The sequence below is a fragment of the Microbispora bryophytorum genome, assembly GCF_043197435.1.
In the GTDB taxonomy this organism is placed as follows: Bacteria; Actinomycetota; Actinomycetes; order Streptosporangiales; family Streptosporangiaceae; genus Microbispora; species Microbispora bryophytorum.
Genome location: NZ_JBICTF010000011.1, coordinates 25029 through 38777, shown reverse-complemented (window position 1 = coordinate 38777; position 13749 = coordinate 25029). Strand labels below are relative to the sequence as shown.

At 71.5% G+C, this 13749-nt stretch carries 11 protein-coding genes; 9 read left to right on the top strand and 2 right to left on the bottom strand.

The window, feature by feature from the left end:
* Nucleotides 1–23 precede the first annotated feature (23 nt).
* Nucleotides 24–893: a helix-turn-helix transcriptional regulator gene (locus tag ACGFIB_RS30450; protein WP_357266066.1), complete on the bottom strand. Its 870-nt coding sequence runs from the start codon at nucleotides 891–893 to the stop codon at nucleotides 24–26.
* 245 nt (nucleotides 894–1138) lie between these two features.
* On the opposite strand from ACGFIB_RS30450, the gene ACGFIB_RS30445 reads away from it, so the two are divergent.
* From ACGFIB_RS30445 to ACGFIB_RS30430, 4 genes are all read left to right on the top strand, one after another.
* Nucleotides 1139–1912: an FxLYD domain-containing protein gene (locus ACGFIB_RS30445; RefSeq protein ID WP_223854264.1), complete on the top strand. Its 774-nt coding sequence runs from the start codon at nucleotides 1139–1141 to the stop codon at nucleotides 1910–1912.
* Between the two features lie 47 nt (nucleotides 1913–1959).
* On the top strand, nucleotides 1960–3057 hold the full coding sequence (locus ACGFIB_RS30440; protein WP_393376553.1) for an NAD(P)H-binding protein: 1098 nt from the start codon (nucleotides 1960–1962) through the stop codon (nucleotides 3055–3057).
* 201 nt (nucleotides 3058–3258) lie between these two features.
* Complete coding sequence (locus ACGFIB_RS30435; protein ID WP_393376552.1) at nucleotides 3259–5310, top strand: hypothetical protein; 2052 nt, start codon at nucleotides 3259–3261, stop codon at nucleotides 5308–5310.
* Between the two features lie 82 nt (nucleotides 5311–5392).
* Nucleotides 5393–6547, top strand: a complete 1155-nt coding sequence (locus ACGFIB_RS30430; RefSeq protein ID WP_142575606.1) for a C40 family peptidase — start codon at nucleotides 5393–5395, stop codon at nucleotides 6545–6547.
* A gap of 1 nt (nucleotide 6548) precedes the next feature.
* On the opposite strand, the gene ACGFIB_RS30425 is transcribed toward ACGFIB_RS30430, so the two are convergent.
* Entirely contained in the window at nucleotides 6549–7052 is a 504-nt protein-coding gene (locus ACGFIB_RS30425) for an inorganic diphosphatase (RefSeq protein WP_142575605.1), read from the bottom strand.
* Between the two features lie 86 nt (nucleotides 7053–7138).
* Between ACGFIB_RS30425 and dacB the strand changes: the two genes are divergently transcribed.
* The 5 genes from dacB to ftsH all read left to right on the top strand — a co-directional run bounded on the left by dacB (nucleotide 7139) and on the right by ftsH (nucleotide 13748).
* Nucleotides 7139–8524 carry a D-alanyl-D-alanine carboxypeptidase/D-alanyl-D-alanine endopeptidase gene (gene dacB, locus ACGFIB_RS30420; RefSeq protein WP_393376550.1) on the top strand — a complete coding sequence of 462 codons (1386 nt, stop codon included), beginning with the start codon at nucleotides 7139–7141 and terminating at the stop codon, nucleotides 8522–8524.
* Between the two features lie 131 nt (nucleotides 8525–8655).
* On the top strand, nucleotides 8656–9705 hold the full coding sequence (locus tag ACGFIB_RS30415; RefSeq protein WP_189105095.1) for a zinc-dependent metalloprotease: 1050 nt from the start codon (nucleotides 8656–8658) through the stop codon (nucleotides 9703–9705).
* Between the two features lie 186 nt (nucleotides 9706–9891).
* On the top strand, nucleotides 9892–10902 hold the full coding sequence (gene tilS / locus ACGFIB_RS30410; protein ID WP_393376548.1) for a tRNA lysidine(34) synthetase TilS: 1011 nt from the start codon (nucleotides 9892–9894) through the stop codon (nucleotides 10900–10902).
* Nucleotides 10903–10914: 12 nt separating this feature from the next.
* Entirely contained in the window at nucleotides 10915–11472 is a 558-nt protein-coding gene (gene hpt / locus ACGFIB_RS30405; RefSeq protein ID WP_229689968.1) for a hypoxanthine phosphoribosyltransferase, read from the top strand.
* Nucleotides 11473–11741: 269 nt separating this feature from the next.
* The gene (gene ftsH / locus ACGFIB_RS30400) at nucleotides 11742–13748 is read left to right on the top strand and encodes an ATP-dependent zinc metalloprotease FtsH (protein WP_142575603.1); all 2007 of its coding nucleotides are present in this window, start codon (nucleotides 11742–11744) and stop codon (nucleotides 13746–13748) included.
* Nucleotide 13749: the final 1 nt, after the last annotated feature.

Here is a 13749-nt window from a genome sequence, read left to right as displayed (position 1 = left end):
TGCTCCGGCGCAGCCAGGGGTGCTCAACCCCAGCTTCCGGCCAGCCCGAACGCCGGCCCGGGCGTGTCGCGCCAGACGTCAGCCGGATCGAGCGCGTGCATCCTCGGCACGACGTCGGCGTCGTCGGGGACGAACCAGAGCAGCCGCTGGGCGGCGTCCGCGGTGACGATGCTGTTGCAGGTGACCTTGAGGGTGCCGAGCACCGGGTTGACGACTCGCTTGTACTCCTCGTGGCGGACCTTGACCTCGTGCGCCCGCCACAGCCCGGCGAACTCGTCGCTCGTGTCCAGCAGGTGGCCGACGAGCTCGCGGCAGACGGCGTCCGTTGGGCCACGACGCGCGACCGCGGCGCGCAGATCGGAGACGAGCAGCCGGGAGTGGTAGTCGTGGTCCTCCGGCGGATAGAGGTCGCGGGTGGCCGGGACGGTGAACCAGTGGTAGAGGAAACTCGCCCGGATCCCGGTCAGCCCCGCCTGCGGCCCGACCAGGACCTGCGCGGTGTGGTTCTGCACGACCACCTCGTGCATGTCGGTGATCACCATGGCGGGGGTGTCCTCGAGCCGTGTCATGAGCTGCTGCAGCGCCGACTGCATCCGCACGGGCTCCGTCCCGGGCGGCGCAGGACACCCCGCCAGGTGGAACAGGTGGGCGGTCTCGTCCGGGCACAGGCGCAGCGCGCGGGCCAAGGCGTGCAGGACCGGCTTCGACGGGGTCTGGCCGCGCCCCTGCTCCAGCTCCGTGTAGTAGTCGGCGGACAGGCTCGCCTGCTCCGCCACCTCGTCCCTGCGCAGGCCGGGCACCCTTCGCCGGCCGCCGTGCGGCAGGCCGGCGGCCTCCGGGCTCAGCCGGTCTCTGCGCGACCTCAGGAACGCCCCCAGTTCCGAGAGATCCACCGTGTCCTCCCCGCTGCTCCTCGGCCGCCTTTCCGCTCGTCCCCGCCTCCATCCTCGCGCACCGCACGTCAGCGGGCTCCTCGGGGGGAAGGCGCGGCGAGGGCGGCGGCGGGGCAGGCCGGGGACGAGCCACGCGGGGTCCGCCCGCGATAGACGGCCGGTAAAGATACCGGCGGGAGCGCGCGTGTCCCGGAGGCGGCGCCCCATTCAGCGGTTATGACGGCTAAGTGACGCGACGTTGCCACTTGACCGTCGCACTCGCCCTCGCCGCGCTGGCGATGGCGTCGTGCGCGAGGGAAGACAAGCAGGAGGGCCCGCAACCGCTGGCCCTCAAGGAACACATGTCCTCGATCGTGCGCTCGGGGGCCGGGTACGCCGTGACCTGGGCGGGGGTGCTGAGCAACCCCAACCGCTGGCAGTTCGGCGAGAACGCCGTCGCCGTGATCACGGCCGTGGACGCCGCCGGCAAGGAGGTCGTCCACCAGGAGCAGCCGCTGGACGCGGTGCCGCCCGGCCGTCCGCTGGCCTTCAGCGGCCGGGTCACGAGCCCCGCCCAGCCGGTGCGCGTGAAGATCGACTACCGGCCCGCCACGTGGCGGCCCATCCCGCGCGTTCCGTCGGCGTTCCTCAAGTTCCCGATCTCGGACGTCCGCACCGACAAGCTGACGAACGGGTCCTACCTGGTCACCGGCTACGTGCTCGACCCGTTCCGCAAGCCCGCCGGCGGGCTCGCCGTCACGGCCCTGCTGCGCGATGCGGCGGGCAAGCTCGTCGGCGGGGCCACGTCATATGTGGACGACGTACGGCCGGGAGCCAGGCGCAGGTTCGTCATCACCGTCGAGGGCGTGCGCGGGCAGGTCGGCGCGACCGACGTGCACGCCACGACCTGGGGCTCGACCGCCAAGACGTACGAGGACCTGGCCCAGGCGGGAGCCGTTCCGCTGCACACTGTCGCGCCGACGACGGAGCCGTTCGTCAAGGACCGCGGATATCCGCCGCCCAACGACCGGCGTCAGTGAGCGGCCCTCTGCCGATCTTGACGGGCCAGGAGGGTTACCGTAGCGGGATGGCCATCCCCAGGATCGTGCTGTTCGGAGCCACCGGCTTCACCGGCAGGCTCACCGCCGAGGCGCTCGTCGCACGGGGGGCCCGGCCGCTGCTGGCCGGGCGGGACCAGACGCGGCTCACCGCCCTGGCCGACGCGCTGGGCGGTGGCCTGCCCATCGCGGTCGCCGACGTCTGCCGCCCGGAGTCCGTACGCAGGATCGTCGCGCCGGGCGACGTGCTGATCTCGACCGTCGGCCCGTTCGTCCGGTGGGGAGAGGCCGCGATCGCCGCCGCGACCGAGGCGGGCGCGGTCTACTTCGACACCACCGGCGAGCCCACGTTCGTCAAGCGGATCTTCCAGCGGCACGGCCCCGCCGCGGCGGCCCGGGGCGCGGCCCTGGTCACCGCCTTCGGATACGACTACGTGCCCGGCAACCTCGCCGCGGCCCTGGCTCTGCGCAAGGCCGGGCCAGGGGCCGTCCGCGTGGACGTCGGCTACTTCGTGGAGGGCGGCACGGCGCGTCGCGCGAGCGCCGGGACCCGTGCCTCGGCGCTGGGAATGGTCCTCGAACCGATGTACGGCTTCCGCGAGGGCCGCATCGTTCCCGAGCACGGCCGCACCCGGAAGTTCCTCGTCGACGGCCGCGTGCGGCACGGCCTGTCCATCGGGGCGTCCGAGCACTTCACGCTGCCGCCCGCGCATCCCGGCCTGCGCGAGGTGAACGTCTACCTCGGCTGGCTGGGCGGGCTGACCAGGGTCGCGGGCGTGCTGGCCAAGGCGACCCCCGTCATCGCCGCGCTGCCGGGGGTCCGGCGGGCGACCGAGGCGCTGGCCGACCGGGTGCTCCGTACGGGCGGGGCCGGCGCGCCGGCCGGGGCGGGCATGTCGTCGAGCGTCGTCGCCGAGGCGTACGACGCGGGAGGCCGCCGCCTGGCCGTCGTCCACCTGACCGGAGGCGACCCGTACGAGTTCACGGCCGGTGTGCTGGCCTGGGCGGCGACGACGGCACTGGCCGAGGGCGTGCGCGGCACCGGTGCTCTAGGACCCGTGGACGCCTTCGGCCTCGACGCCCTCACGCGGGGCTGCGCCGAGGTGGGAATGACCGTCAAGGGATGACCGTCAGGGGGTGACAGACGCCTGTACGGCGTCGTGCACGGCGTCTTCCCAGCGGGCCGGATTATTCGCAATAAATCGCCTAATAGAGCGTCGAACTCCGGCAATTTAACTGGATGGCAGAGGTAAAAGCCGACGACGCGGGCACGTGACTTCCCCTGAATGGGTGGAGCGGGGAGTTACTGAGCATTTACTCTCAGTTATATGAATGATGGCGTCCTGGTCGAGGCGTTGCGGGCCCGGGATCCGGGAGCGCTGGCCGCCCTTTATGACACATATGCGGGCAATCTCTACAGGTACTGCCGCACATTGCTGGCCGGTCCCGACGCCGCCCAGGTCGCGCTGCGCGACACGTTGATCGCCGCGGAGGCCCTCGTCGGCTCGCTGGCCGACCCGGACAGGTTCCGTCCCTGGCTGTACGCCCTGGCCCGCGGCGAGTGCATGCGCCGCCGCACGCCGGAGGAGACCGGGCCGGACGCTGGGCCGGACACCGGGCCGATCCCCCTCGCGACCGTGCCCTTCCCCGGCGTCGCGGCCGAAGGCGCCGAGGCCGACCTGCGCCTCGTCGCGAGCAGCGCCGTGGGGACGCTGTCGGTCGAGGACCGGGAGGTGCTCGAACTGGCGGCCCGGCACGGGATGAGCGGCCAGGACCTGGCCGCGGTGCTCGGCGCGGGCGAGCGGTATGCCGAGGCGCTCCTCGACGCGGCCACGGAACGCCTGCGTGAGACGGTGACCGTCGAGATCCTGGCGAGGCGTGCCACCCACGACTGCGCGCGGGCGTCCGCCATCCTCGCGGAGTTCACGGGGGAGCTCACCCCGCAGGCGCGGGCCCAGCTCAGCCGGCACCTCGCGCGGTGCGAGACCTGCGCGCATCAGCGCGTCAGGCAGATCTCCCCGGCAAAGGTGTTCGGCCTGCTCCCCCAGATCGCCCTGCCGGAGACGCTGCGGGTGCGGGTGCTCAGCAGCTTCATCGACCCCGAACTCGTCCCCTATCGGCGGTACGTCGCCAAGCGCATCGGCGGGCTCAACGCGGCGGGCTTCCCGAGGGCCGGTCGCCGCGAGGGGAGGCTGGCGCAGGCGGTGGCGGGCGCCGTGGCCGCCCTGGCGGCGGTGGCGACGATCGCGCTCGTGTTCGCCCAGTTCGCCGGGGACCTGCGCGAGCGGGCCGCCGACACGATCGCCCCGCTCCGGCTTCCCACGGCGGAGGCGTCGGCCGGCGTGTCCGGCGGCGCCGCGTCTCCCGAGGGGTCGTCGGACGAGGCCGCCGGGGCCGACGAGGCCGGCGGGCGCTCGCCCGCGCCTCCGGTCTCCCGGGAGCTGGCCGAGCCGGTCGTGCCCGTGGTTCCCGCGAGACCGGTCCCCGTGCCGCGCCCGGCGCCCCTGCCCGCACCCGTGCCCCCCGCCGATCGGCCGCACCGCCCCGTGTCGCACGGGAAGCCCCCGGGGCACCCCGCAGGGGGGTCGTCCTCGCAGGGGCCCGGCGCCTCGCCGTCCGGCCCGACGCCCACGCCCGTCACCACCTCCACACCCCCCGGCGGCTCCGGCACCCCGAGCACCCCCGGCGGCTCCGGCACCCCCGGCTGGCCGGGTTCCGGCGGCCCCGGGTCGGGCGGGCCGGGCTCCGGTTGGCCGGGCTCCGGTGGACATGGTCCCGGCGGCCCCGGCCCGGGCTGGTCGCCCCGGGGCGGACCACCTCCGGCGCACTGGCCGGGTCACCGTCCGCCCTGGCGTGACCACCAGCACCATTCCCGTCTCCACCGGGAGTGGCCGCCGACTCCCGCGTCCTTCCACAAGCCCTCGGGCGGACACGGCGGACACGGCGGGCCCACGGCCCTGCCGCCAGGGCGCGGCGGACACGGCGGCAGGCACGAGGCGCGAAGCGCCGGAGGCGGCGAGAGGACACCGAGCGCCGGAGGTAGCGGGAGGACACCGAGCACCCGGGACGGCGGGAGGACACCGAGCGCCGGAGGTAGCGGGGGGACACGAAGCACCGGGGACGGCGAGAGGGCGCGAAGAGCCGGGGACGGCCCGAGTCCTGGCCGCCCCGGCCGGGACGGCTCACTGCCCGGCGTCCCCGGTGGGAGCCGGGGCGGCTCCGAACGCGGAACGGAGCGTCGTGGCAGTTCCGGCGGTCCCGCGACCGGCCCCGCGACCGGCCCCGTGACCGAAGGCTCTGCGACCGGGGGCTCCGCGACCGGCGGCTCCGGAAGGCCTGGAGGCGCTTTCCCTGGCCAAACGGGACGATCTACCACATAGGCCGATTACTGGGCGTAGCTTAGATGTGTACGGAGAGTAGTCGCCGGGAAGTGAGGGGAGTGGAGCAGGGAAGGGGAAGGAATTGCCACTCCTCAGAGCGTCGGGGCTGGTCGCCGGGCTCGGGTCAAGTCTCGTCCTGACCTTCGGAGCACCGGCGGGAGCCGATCCGAAACCGTCCGTGAAGGACGTCGCCAAGGCACGCCAGCAGGTGCAGGAGCGCACCCGCGAGCTGGGCAGAGCCGAGGCCGACCTCGCGCTCGCGCAGGCCCGCCGAGAGGCGCTGAACACCGAGGCCGAGCGGCTCGTGGAGTCGTACAACGGGCAACTCGTCCAGCTTGAGCAGGCGCGTGCCGCGTACGAGCAGTCGGCGCGGCGGGTCCGCCTGGCGTCCGGCCAGGTCACCCAGTTGCGCGGCGAGGTGGCGGCGAGGGTGGCCGAGGGGTACGGCGGGGTGCGGTTGTCACCGTCCGCCGCGGCCATGCTCGGCGGCATCGGCGACGTGCACGGCTTCCTGCGAAGAGCGAGCATGCTGACGCAGCTCGGCGACGAACAGGCCGCCTCGTTGCAACGGCTGAAAGACGCGCAACAGGTCTTCGAGATCCTCCGAGAACAGGCGGCCCGTGCCTACTCCGAGCAGTCGCACAGCGCCGACGAGGTGCGACAGGCGAAGGACGCGGCACAGCGGGCCGTCGAGGAGCAGCTCGAACAGACCCAACAGATCGAGCGGGAGAAAACGGAGATCTCCAAACGGCTGGAGGCCGCCCGCGACCGCGTCGACAAGCTGAAACAGGCGAGGAGCAAGGCCAGGCGCGCGGCGCTTCCCGCGCGCAGGAGCCTGGCGGTGCCGGCCTGGACCGGGCGGTTCGGGTCGGGCCCCGGTGAGATGGCCGCCCAGTGGGCGCTCAAACAGATCGGCAAGCCGTACGTGTGGGCCGCCGCAGGCCCGTCGGGGTTCGACTGCTCGGGGTTGACGATGCGGGCCTGGCAGCGGGCCGGGGTGTCACTCGATCACTGGACCGGCACGCAGTGGACGTCGGGACAGCATGTCCCGCTCAAGGAACTGCGCACCGGCGACCTCATCTTCTACGGCCGGTTGAGCCGGAATCCCGGCGACATCCATCATGTGGGCATCTACATCGGGCGGGGCATGATGGTCCACGCCCCCCAGACGGGGGACGTGGTGCGCATCTCGCCCATCTGGCGCCACGATCTGGTCGGCGCCACCCGGCCCGACTGATTCAGTGCTCCTCGTCGTGGTGCCCGGTCTCCTGGAAGCGCTCGATGCTGGCGACGATCTCGGCCTCGGCCTCGACACGGCCGACCCAGTTGGCGCCCTCGACCGACTTACCGGGCTCCAGGTCCTTGTAGACCTCGAAGAAGTGCTGGATCTCCAGCCGGTCGAACTCGGCGACGTGGTGGATGTCGCGGATGTGCTCCATCCGAGGATCGGTCGCCGGAACGCACAGGACCTTGTCGTCGCCGCCCTTCTCGTCGGTCATCCGGAACATTCCGACGGCTCGGCAGCGGATCAGGCAACCGGGAAAGGTCGGCTCCTGGAGCAGGACGAGCGCGTCGAGCGGGTCCCCGTCCTCACCGAGAGTGTTCTCGATGAACCCGTAGTCGGCGGGGTACTGAGTAGACGTGAAAAGCAGGCGGTCCAGACGTATGCGGCCGGTCTTGTGGTCAACCTCGTACTTGTTCCGTTGTCCCTTGGGGATCTCAACGACAACGTCGAACTCCACTCGTTCCTCCGCATGAGTCCCCGGTTTCCCGGGCTGGCGTTAATGTCTCGTAGGCGTGGTCAAAGTCGGCGCGAAATGAGGGCGTAGTGGTGCGACGTGAGCGGTGGATGGTGGTGGCCACCCTCGCCCTGCTGCAGATCTTCGTCGTCCTCGCGGGCACTTATCTGATCACCCATGACGCCGACAGGACCCCGGCTCCGGTCGCGTCCCCGAAGCCGGCCCCGATCCCCCTGGTGACCGCGGGTCCGGTTCTGGCCGCGGTGGGGGGCGGGGCTCTCCCCGCCAAGGGTACTTTGACCACCCGGCTCACCGCTGCGATGGGTGACCCCGCCCTCGGCGGCAGTGTGGCCGGGATCGTGCTCGACGTCGCGACGGGGACGCCGGTCTACGACGGCCGCTCGGGCACCGCCATCACCCCGGCCTCGACCACCAAGCTCGTCACCGCGCTGACGGTGCTGGGCACGGTGGGGCCGGACGCCCGCCTGGCCACGCGGGTCGTGCGAGGGGCCTCCGCCGGATCGATCGTCCTGGTCGGCGGCGGCGACCCGACCCTGGCCGGCCCCCGGACGAGCGCCGCCGAGCAGGAGGAGACCTACCCGCGGCCGGCCTCGCTCGCCAGGCTCGCCTCGAACACCGCCAAGGCGCTCAAGACGGCGAAGCTCACCTCGGTGGACCTGTCGTACGACAGCTCTCTGTTCACCGGGCCGCGGACGGCGCCGGGATGGAAGCCGACGTACATCCCGGAGGGCAGCGTCGCCCCGGTGGCCGCGCTCATGATGGACGAGGGCCGGGCGGCCAACGGCGCCCGCTTCCCTGATCCGGCGCAGGCCACCGCCGACGCGTTCGCCACGCTGCTCAGGAAGAACGGCATCAAGGTGGGCAAGGGGGTCGGCTCGGCGAAGGCGGCGCCCACCGCGCAGGAGCTGGCCCGGGTGGAGTCCGGCCCGATCTACGCGCTCGTGGAGCGGATGCTCACCCACAGTGACAACGACCTCGCCGAGGCGCTCGCCCGCCAGTCCGCCATCAAGGAGGGCCTGCCGCACACCTTCCAGGGCGTGCCCACGGCGGTCGGGCGCGTGCTCACCCGTCTCGGCGTGTCCGACGGGGTGGAGGTCCACGACGGCAGCGGCCTGTCCATCAAGAACAGAATCGCGCCGACGGCACTCGCCCACATCCTGGCCGTGGCGGCGTCTCCCGCCCACCCGGAGCTCCACTCGCTGATCAGCGGCCTGCCAATCGCGCATTTCACCGGAACTCTGCACAATCGATATGAGAAGTCTGATTCCAAGGCCGGGGCCGGATTGGTACGCGCGAAGACGGGCACCTTGAACGGGGTGAACACCCTGGCGGGCATCGCGTACACATCCGAGGGCCGGTTGCTGACCTTCGCGTTCATGGCCGACCAAGTGGCCAATCCGCCGGAGGCGATCACCGCCCTCGACAAGATGGCGACGATCGTCTCCCAGAGCTGAGCCGCGGTGAAATGCGCTCACTCGCGTGCTCGCTCGTTCCTCGCTGCGCGCGCGCATCGGTCCAGAACACGGCCGCGCTCCTCACCGAGCTCTATGCGCGGCGAGAAGCCGGAGAACGTACGGTGGTGGGTATGCAGGTGATCGACTGGGATCTGGCCGTCGCGACCGGGGTGCGCCTTGTGCGGCCCGGTCCTCAGGTGAGTCGCGAGGAGGCCAGGCAGGCGGTCCTCGAACTGCGGCGCCTGTCCCGGGACGCCGAGGGGCACGTGCGTGAGTTCACCCGCATCGACTCGGCGACGCCCGAGGCGGCGACCGTGGTCGACCGTCCGGGGTGGATCCGCGCCAACGTGGAGGGCTTCCGCGTGGTGCTTGAGCCGCTCACGCAGAAGATGTCGAACATGCCGGCGGTCGTCGGCGCGGTCGGCTCGCGCATCACCGGGCTCGAGGTCGGCGCGGTGCTGGCCTTCCTCGCCTCCCGGGTGCTCGGGCAGTACGAGCTGTTCCTCCCGCCCGACCCCTCGGGTGAGGCCCCGACCGGCCGCCTGACCCTGGTGGCCCCCAACATCGTGCACGCCGAGCGTGAGCTGGGCGTCGATCCCCGCGACTTCCGCCTGTGGGTGTGCCTGCACGAGGAGACCCACCGGGTGCAGTTCACCGGCGTCCCCTGGCTGAGGGAGTATGTCCGCGGCCAGATGACCGAGTTCCTCCTCGCGTCCGAGATGGACCTGACGACCCTGCTGGAGCGCCTGCGCGCCGCCTCCGACGCCGTGGCCGACGCCTTCAGGGGCGGCGAGGGAAACCTCATCGAGGCCATCCAGACGCCCGAGCAGAAGGCCGTGCTCGACCGTGTGACGGCCGTGATGACGTTGGTGGAGGGACACGGCGACTACGTCATGGACGCGGTGGGCCCGTCCGTCGTGCCGTCGGTCGCCGAGATCCGCGCCAAGTTCCAGCGCCGCCGCGAGGGTGGCTCGCGCATGGACCAGCTCGTCCGCCGGCTGCTCGGCATCGAGCTGAAGATGAAGCAGTACGCCGAGGGATCCCACTTCGTCCGCACGGTCGTGGACGAGGCCGGTATGGAGTCGTTCAACAAGGTCTGGACCTCGCCGGAGACCCTGCCCGACCGCGCGGAGATCGCCGATCCACACGCCTGGATGTCCCGCGTCCTGGCCTCCGCCTAACCCCACTCCACCGCCGTGATCTTGTAGTTTGTCGCAGGGATCCCCTCTGACCTGCGGCGCATCCCTCCGTGACCATGCGATAAGCCGGCCACCTCCGGGCTGACCTGGGCCGGCGTCTGTCGTGATCATGCAGTCGCCGGGCCGGGAAGTTGCCCGGCCCACGGGCGGCACCGCCAGAATGGCCGCATGGGCCCGCATCCCGCCGTCGCCGACGTCCGCCGCGCCGTACGGCTGTCGCTCGCGGACCTCGCCGCCTCTCGGGACGCGGGGGAGTCGTCCGGCGCGCTCATCCTGGTGGCCTGCAGCGGCGGCGCCGACTCGCTGGCGCTGGCGGCGGCCACCGGCTTCGCGGCCCCGCGCCTCGGCCTGCGCGCCGGGCTGCTCACCGTCGATCACGGGCTGCAGGAGGGCTCGGCAGGCCGGGCCCGCGACGTCGTACGGCTCGCGCCCTCGCTCGGTCTCGACCCGGCCGAGGCGCTGACCGTCACGGTCGGCACGGCAGGGGGCCCCGAGGCCGCGGCGCGCGAGGCCCGCTACGCCGCGCTGTCGGCCGCGGCCGACCGGCTGGGCGCCGCCGCCGTCCTGCTCGGCCACACGCGCGACGACCAGGCGGAGACCGTGCTGCTGCGCCTGGCCCGCGGCAGCGGCACGCGGTCCCTGTCCGGCATGGCGGAGGTCACGGGGATCTACCGCCGGCCACTGCTGGGGCTCGGCCGGGCGCGGACCAGGCAGGCGTGCGACGCCCTCGGCCTGCGCCCCTGGGACGACCCGCACAACGACGATCCGGCGTACGCCAGGGTCAGGGTGCGGCGCGACGCCCTCCCGGCGCTGGAGGCCGCGCTGGGACCGGGTGTCGCCGAGGCGCTGGCCCGTACGGCGCGGTTGTGCCGGGACGACGCCGACGCCCTGGACGCGTGGGCGGACGCCGTCCACGCGAAGTCGCGCGGCCCCGGCGGGGAGCTGAACGTGGCCGTGCTGGCGGACGTGCCGGGGGCGGTGCGGCGGCGGGTCATCCGCCGGGCGGCCGTGGAGGCCGGGGCGCACGCCGCCGCGCTCGCGGCGGTGCACATCGAGGCGGTCGAGCGGCTGGTGACCGGCTGGCACGGGCAGAAGGGGGTGGACCTACCCGGGGGGGTGGGGGTGGTGAGGCGCTGTGGCACCCTTGTCTTCGCCGTGGACAATCTCTCGCTCTCGTAAGGAAAACCCCAGGTGGACGCAGCCGACATGGGTAAGGATCTCTCCAAAGTCCTCATCTCCGAACAGGAGCTTCAGGAGAAGATCAGAGAACTGGCGGACCGGATCGACACCGACTACGCCGGCCGGGAAGTGTTGATCGTCGGCGTGCTCAAGGGAGCGGTCATGGTCATGGCCGACCTCGCCCGCGCGCTGCACGTGCCCGTGCAGATGGACTGGATGGCCGTTTCCTCGTACGGCGCGGGGACCATATCGTCCGGCGTCGTGCGGGTGCTGAAGGACCTCGACACCGACATCGCCGGCCGGCATGTGCTCGTGGTCGAGGACATCATCGATTCAGGGCTGACCCTCTCGTGGTTGATGAACAACCTGAAGTCGCGTCACCCCGCCTCCGTGGAGATCTGCACGCTGCTGCGCAAGCCGGACGCGGTGAAGGTCGAGTTGGACGTCCGCTACGTCGGTTTTGACATCCCCAACGAGTTCGTCATCGGGTACGGGCTCGATTACGCGGAGCGGTATCGCAACCTCCCGTTCATCGGGACTCTTGCGCCGCATGTGTACGGAGGGGAGTAAGCCCTTAGCGAAGTGACCCTCGAATCAGGCGTTATTGGGCGCCAGGTCGGGGAACACGGGGTTGGCTGACGTACGTTGGAAAGGCAAAGCCGGAGCCGCTCGGGCAGTTACCCGACGCGGCTGCCGGGTGTACCTTCGGATATCTGTGGAGGGGGCCGGTCGGCCGCCCCGCGGTAGCCAGAAGGAGCGGTAAGGGATGCCGCGACCCCGGGTTCTCCCGGGGCAGGCCTTGGTCAGGAAGGGACGGGCCCGCCGGGGTTCCGCAACGGATGGATCTCAAGCGATTTACACGTGGCCCACTGCTGTGGATCCTGGGCATCGTATTGCTTCTCCTGCTCGTCACCACGATGTTCGGCGGCGGCGGCAACTACACCACCGCCGACACCTCGACGGTCGTCCAGCAGATCCAGCAGGGCAATGTCAAGAGCGCGACCGTGGTCGACAAGGACCAACGCGTCGAGCTGACACTTAACCGGCCCGTCGAGGTCGGGGGCAAGTCGACCGACCGCATCCAGGCCCTGTGGGTCGAGGGTCAGGGCGTCCAGCTCACGCAGGCGCTCGAACAGGCCAAGCCCGCCCAGGGCTGGACGGTCGACGTGGCGAAGGAGAACTTCCTCGTCAGCCTGCTGATCAGCTTCCTGCCGATCATTCTCATCGTCCTGATCTTCCTGTTCATCATGAACCAGATGCAGGGCGGCGGCTCCCGGGTCATGAACTTCGGCAAGTCGCGGGCGAAACTGATCACCAAGGACACCCCGAAGACGACCTTCGCCGACGTCGCGGGGGCCGACGAGGCCATCGAGGAGCTCCAGGAGATCAAGGAGTTCCTGCAGGCCCCGGCCAAGTTCCAGGCCATCGGCGCCAAGATCCCCAAGGGCGTGCTGCTGTACGGCCCGCCCGGCACCGGCAAGACCCTGCTCGCCCGCGCCGTCGCGGGTGAGGCCGGCGTGCCGTTCTACTCGATCTCCGGTTCCGACTTCGTCGAGATGTTCGTCGGCGTCGGCGCCTCCCGCGTCCGCGACCTGTTCGAGCAGGCCAAGGCGAACGCCCCGGCGATCATCTTCATCGACGAGATCGACGCCGTCGGCCGGCACCGCGGCGCGGGCCTCGGCGGCGGCCACGACGAGCGCGAGCAGACCCTGAACCAGCTCCTCGTCGAGATGGACGGCTTCGACGTCAAGGGCGGCGTGATCCTCATCGCCGCGACCAACCGCCCCGACATCCTCGACCCCGCGCTGCTGCGCCCCGGCCGCTTCGACCGCCAGGTCGTCATCGACCGGCCCGACCTGGAGGGCCGCAAGGGCATCCTGCGCGTCCACGGTCGCGGCAAGCCGTTCGCGCAGGACGTCGACCTCGACGTGATCGCCCGCAGGACTCCCGGATTCACCGGCGCCGACCTCGCGAACGTGATCAACGAGGCGGCCCTGCTGACCGCCCGGCAGGACCAGAAGCTCATCACGATGAACACTCTCGAAGAGTCGATCGACCGCGTGATGGCCGGTCCCGAGCGCAAGTCCCGGGTCATGTCGGACCAGGAGAAGAAGATCATCGCCTACCACGAGGGCGGTCACGCCCTGGTGGCCCACGCGTTGCCCAACTCCGACCCGGTCCACAAGATCACGATTCTGTCCCGCGGCCGCGCTCTCGGTTACACGATGACGCTGCCGATGGAGGACAAGTTCCTCGCGACCCGTTCCGAGATGCTGGACCAGCTCGCCATGCTGCTCGGCGGCCGCACCGCGGAGGAGCTCGTCTTCCACGAGCCCACCACCGGCGCGTCCAACGACATCGAGAAGGCGACGTCGATCGCCCGCCGCATGGTCACCGAGTACGGCATGAGCGAGCGGCTCGGCGCCCGCAAGTTCGGCAGCGGCAACGGCGAGGTCTTCCTCGGCCGTGAGATGGGCCACGAGCGCGACTACTCCGAGCAGATCGCCTCGGCGATCGACGAGGAGGTCCGCCGCTACATCGAGAGCGCGCACGACCAGGCGTGGGAGATCCTCGTCCAGTACCGCGACGTGCTCGACAACCTCGTGCTCGAACTGATGGAGAAGGAGACGCTCTCCCGGGAGCAGGTCCTTGAGATCTTCTCGCCCATCGTGCGCAGGGAGAAGCGTCCCTCCTACGCCGGCTACGGCAAGCGTCTGCCGTCCGACCGTCCTCCGGTCATCACGCCCAAGGAGCGGGCCAACGGCAACGGCTCGGCGCTGCCCGCCGGCGGCTCCGGCTCCACCCCGTGGGTCAACGACCAGTCAACGCAGCGGGACGAGGCCTGAC

Excerpts from the sequence above, each read along its gene's own strand:
- ACGFIB_RS30440 (WP_393376553.1), top strand. The coding sequence starts at position 1,960 with ATGGCCATCCCCAGGATCGTGCTGTTCGGAGCCACCGGCTTCACCGGC.
- tilS (WP_393376548.1), top strand. The coding sequence starts at position 9,892 with ATGGGCCCGCATCCCGCCGTCGCCGACGTCCGCCGCGCCGTACGGCTG.
- ACGFIB_RS30415 (WP_189105095.1), top strand. The coding sequence starts at position 8,656 with ATGCAGGTGATCGACTGGGATCTGGCCGTCGCGACCGGGGTGCGCCTT.
- ACGFIB_RS30435 (WP_393376552.1), top strand. The coding sequence starts at position 3,259 with ATGAATGATGGCGTCCTGGTCGAGGCGTTGCGGGCCCGGGATCCGGGA.
- ftsH (WP_142575603.1), top strand. The coding sequence starts at position 11,742 with ATGGATCTCAAGCGATTTACACGTGGCCCACTGCTGTGGATCCTGGGC.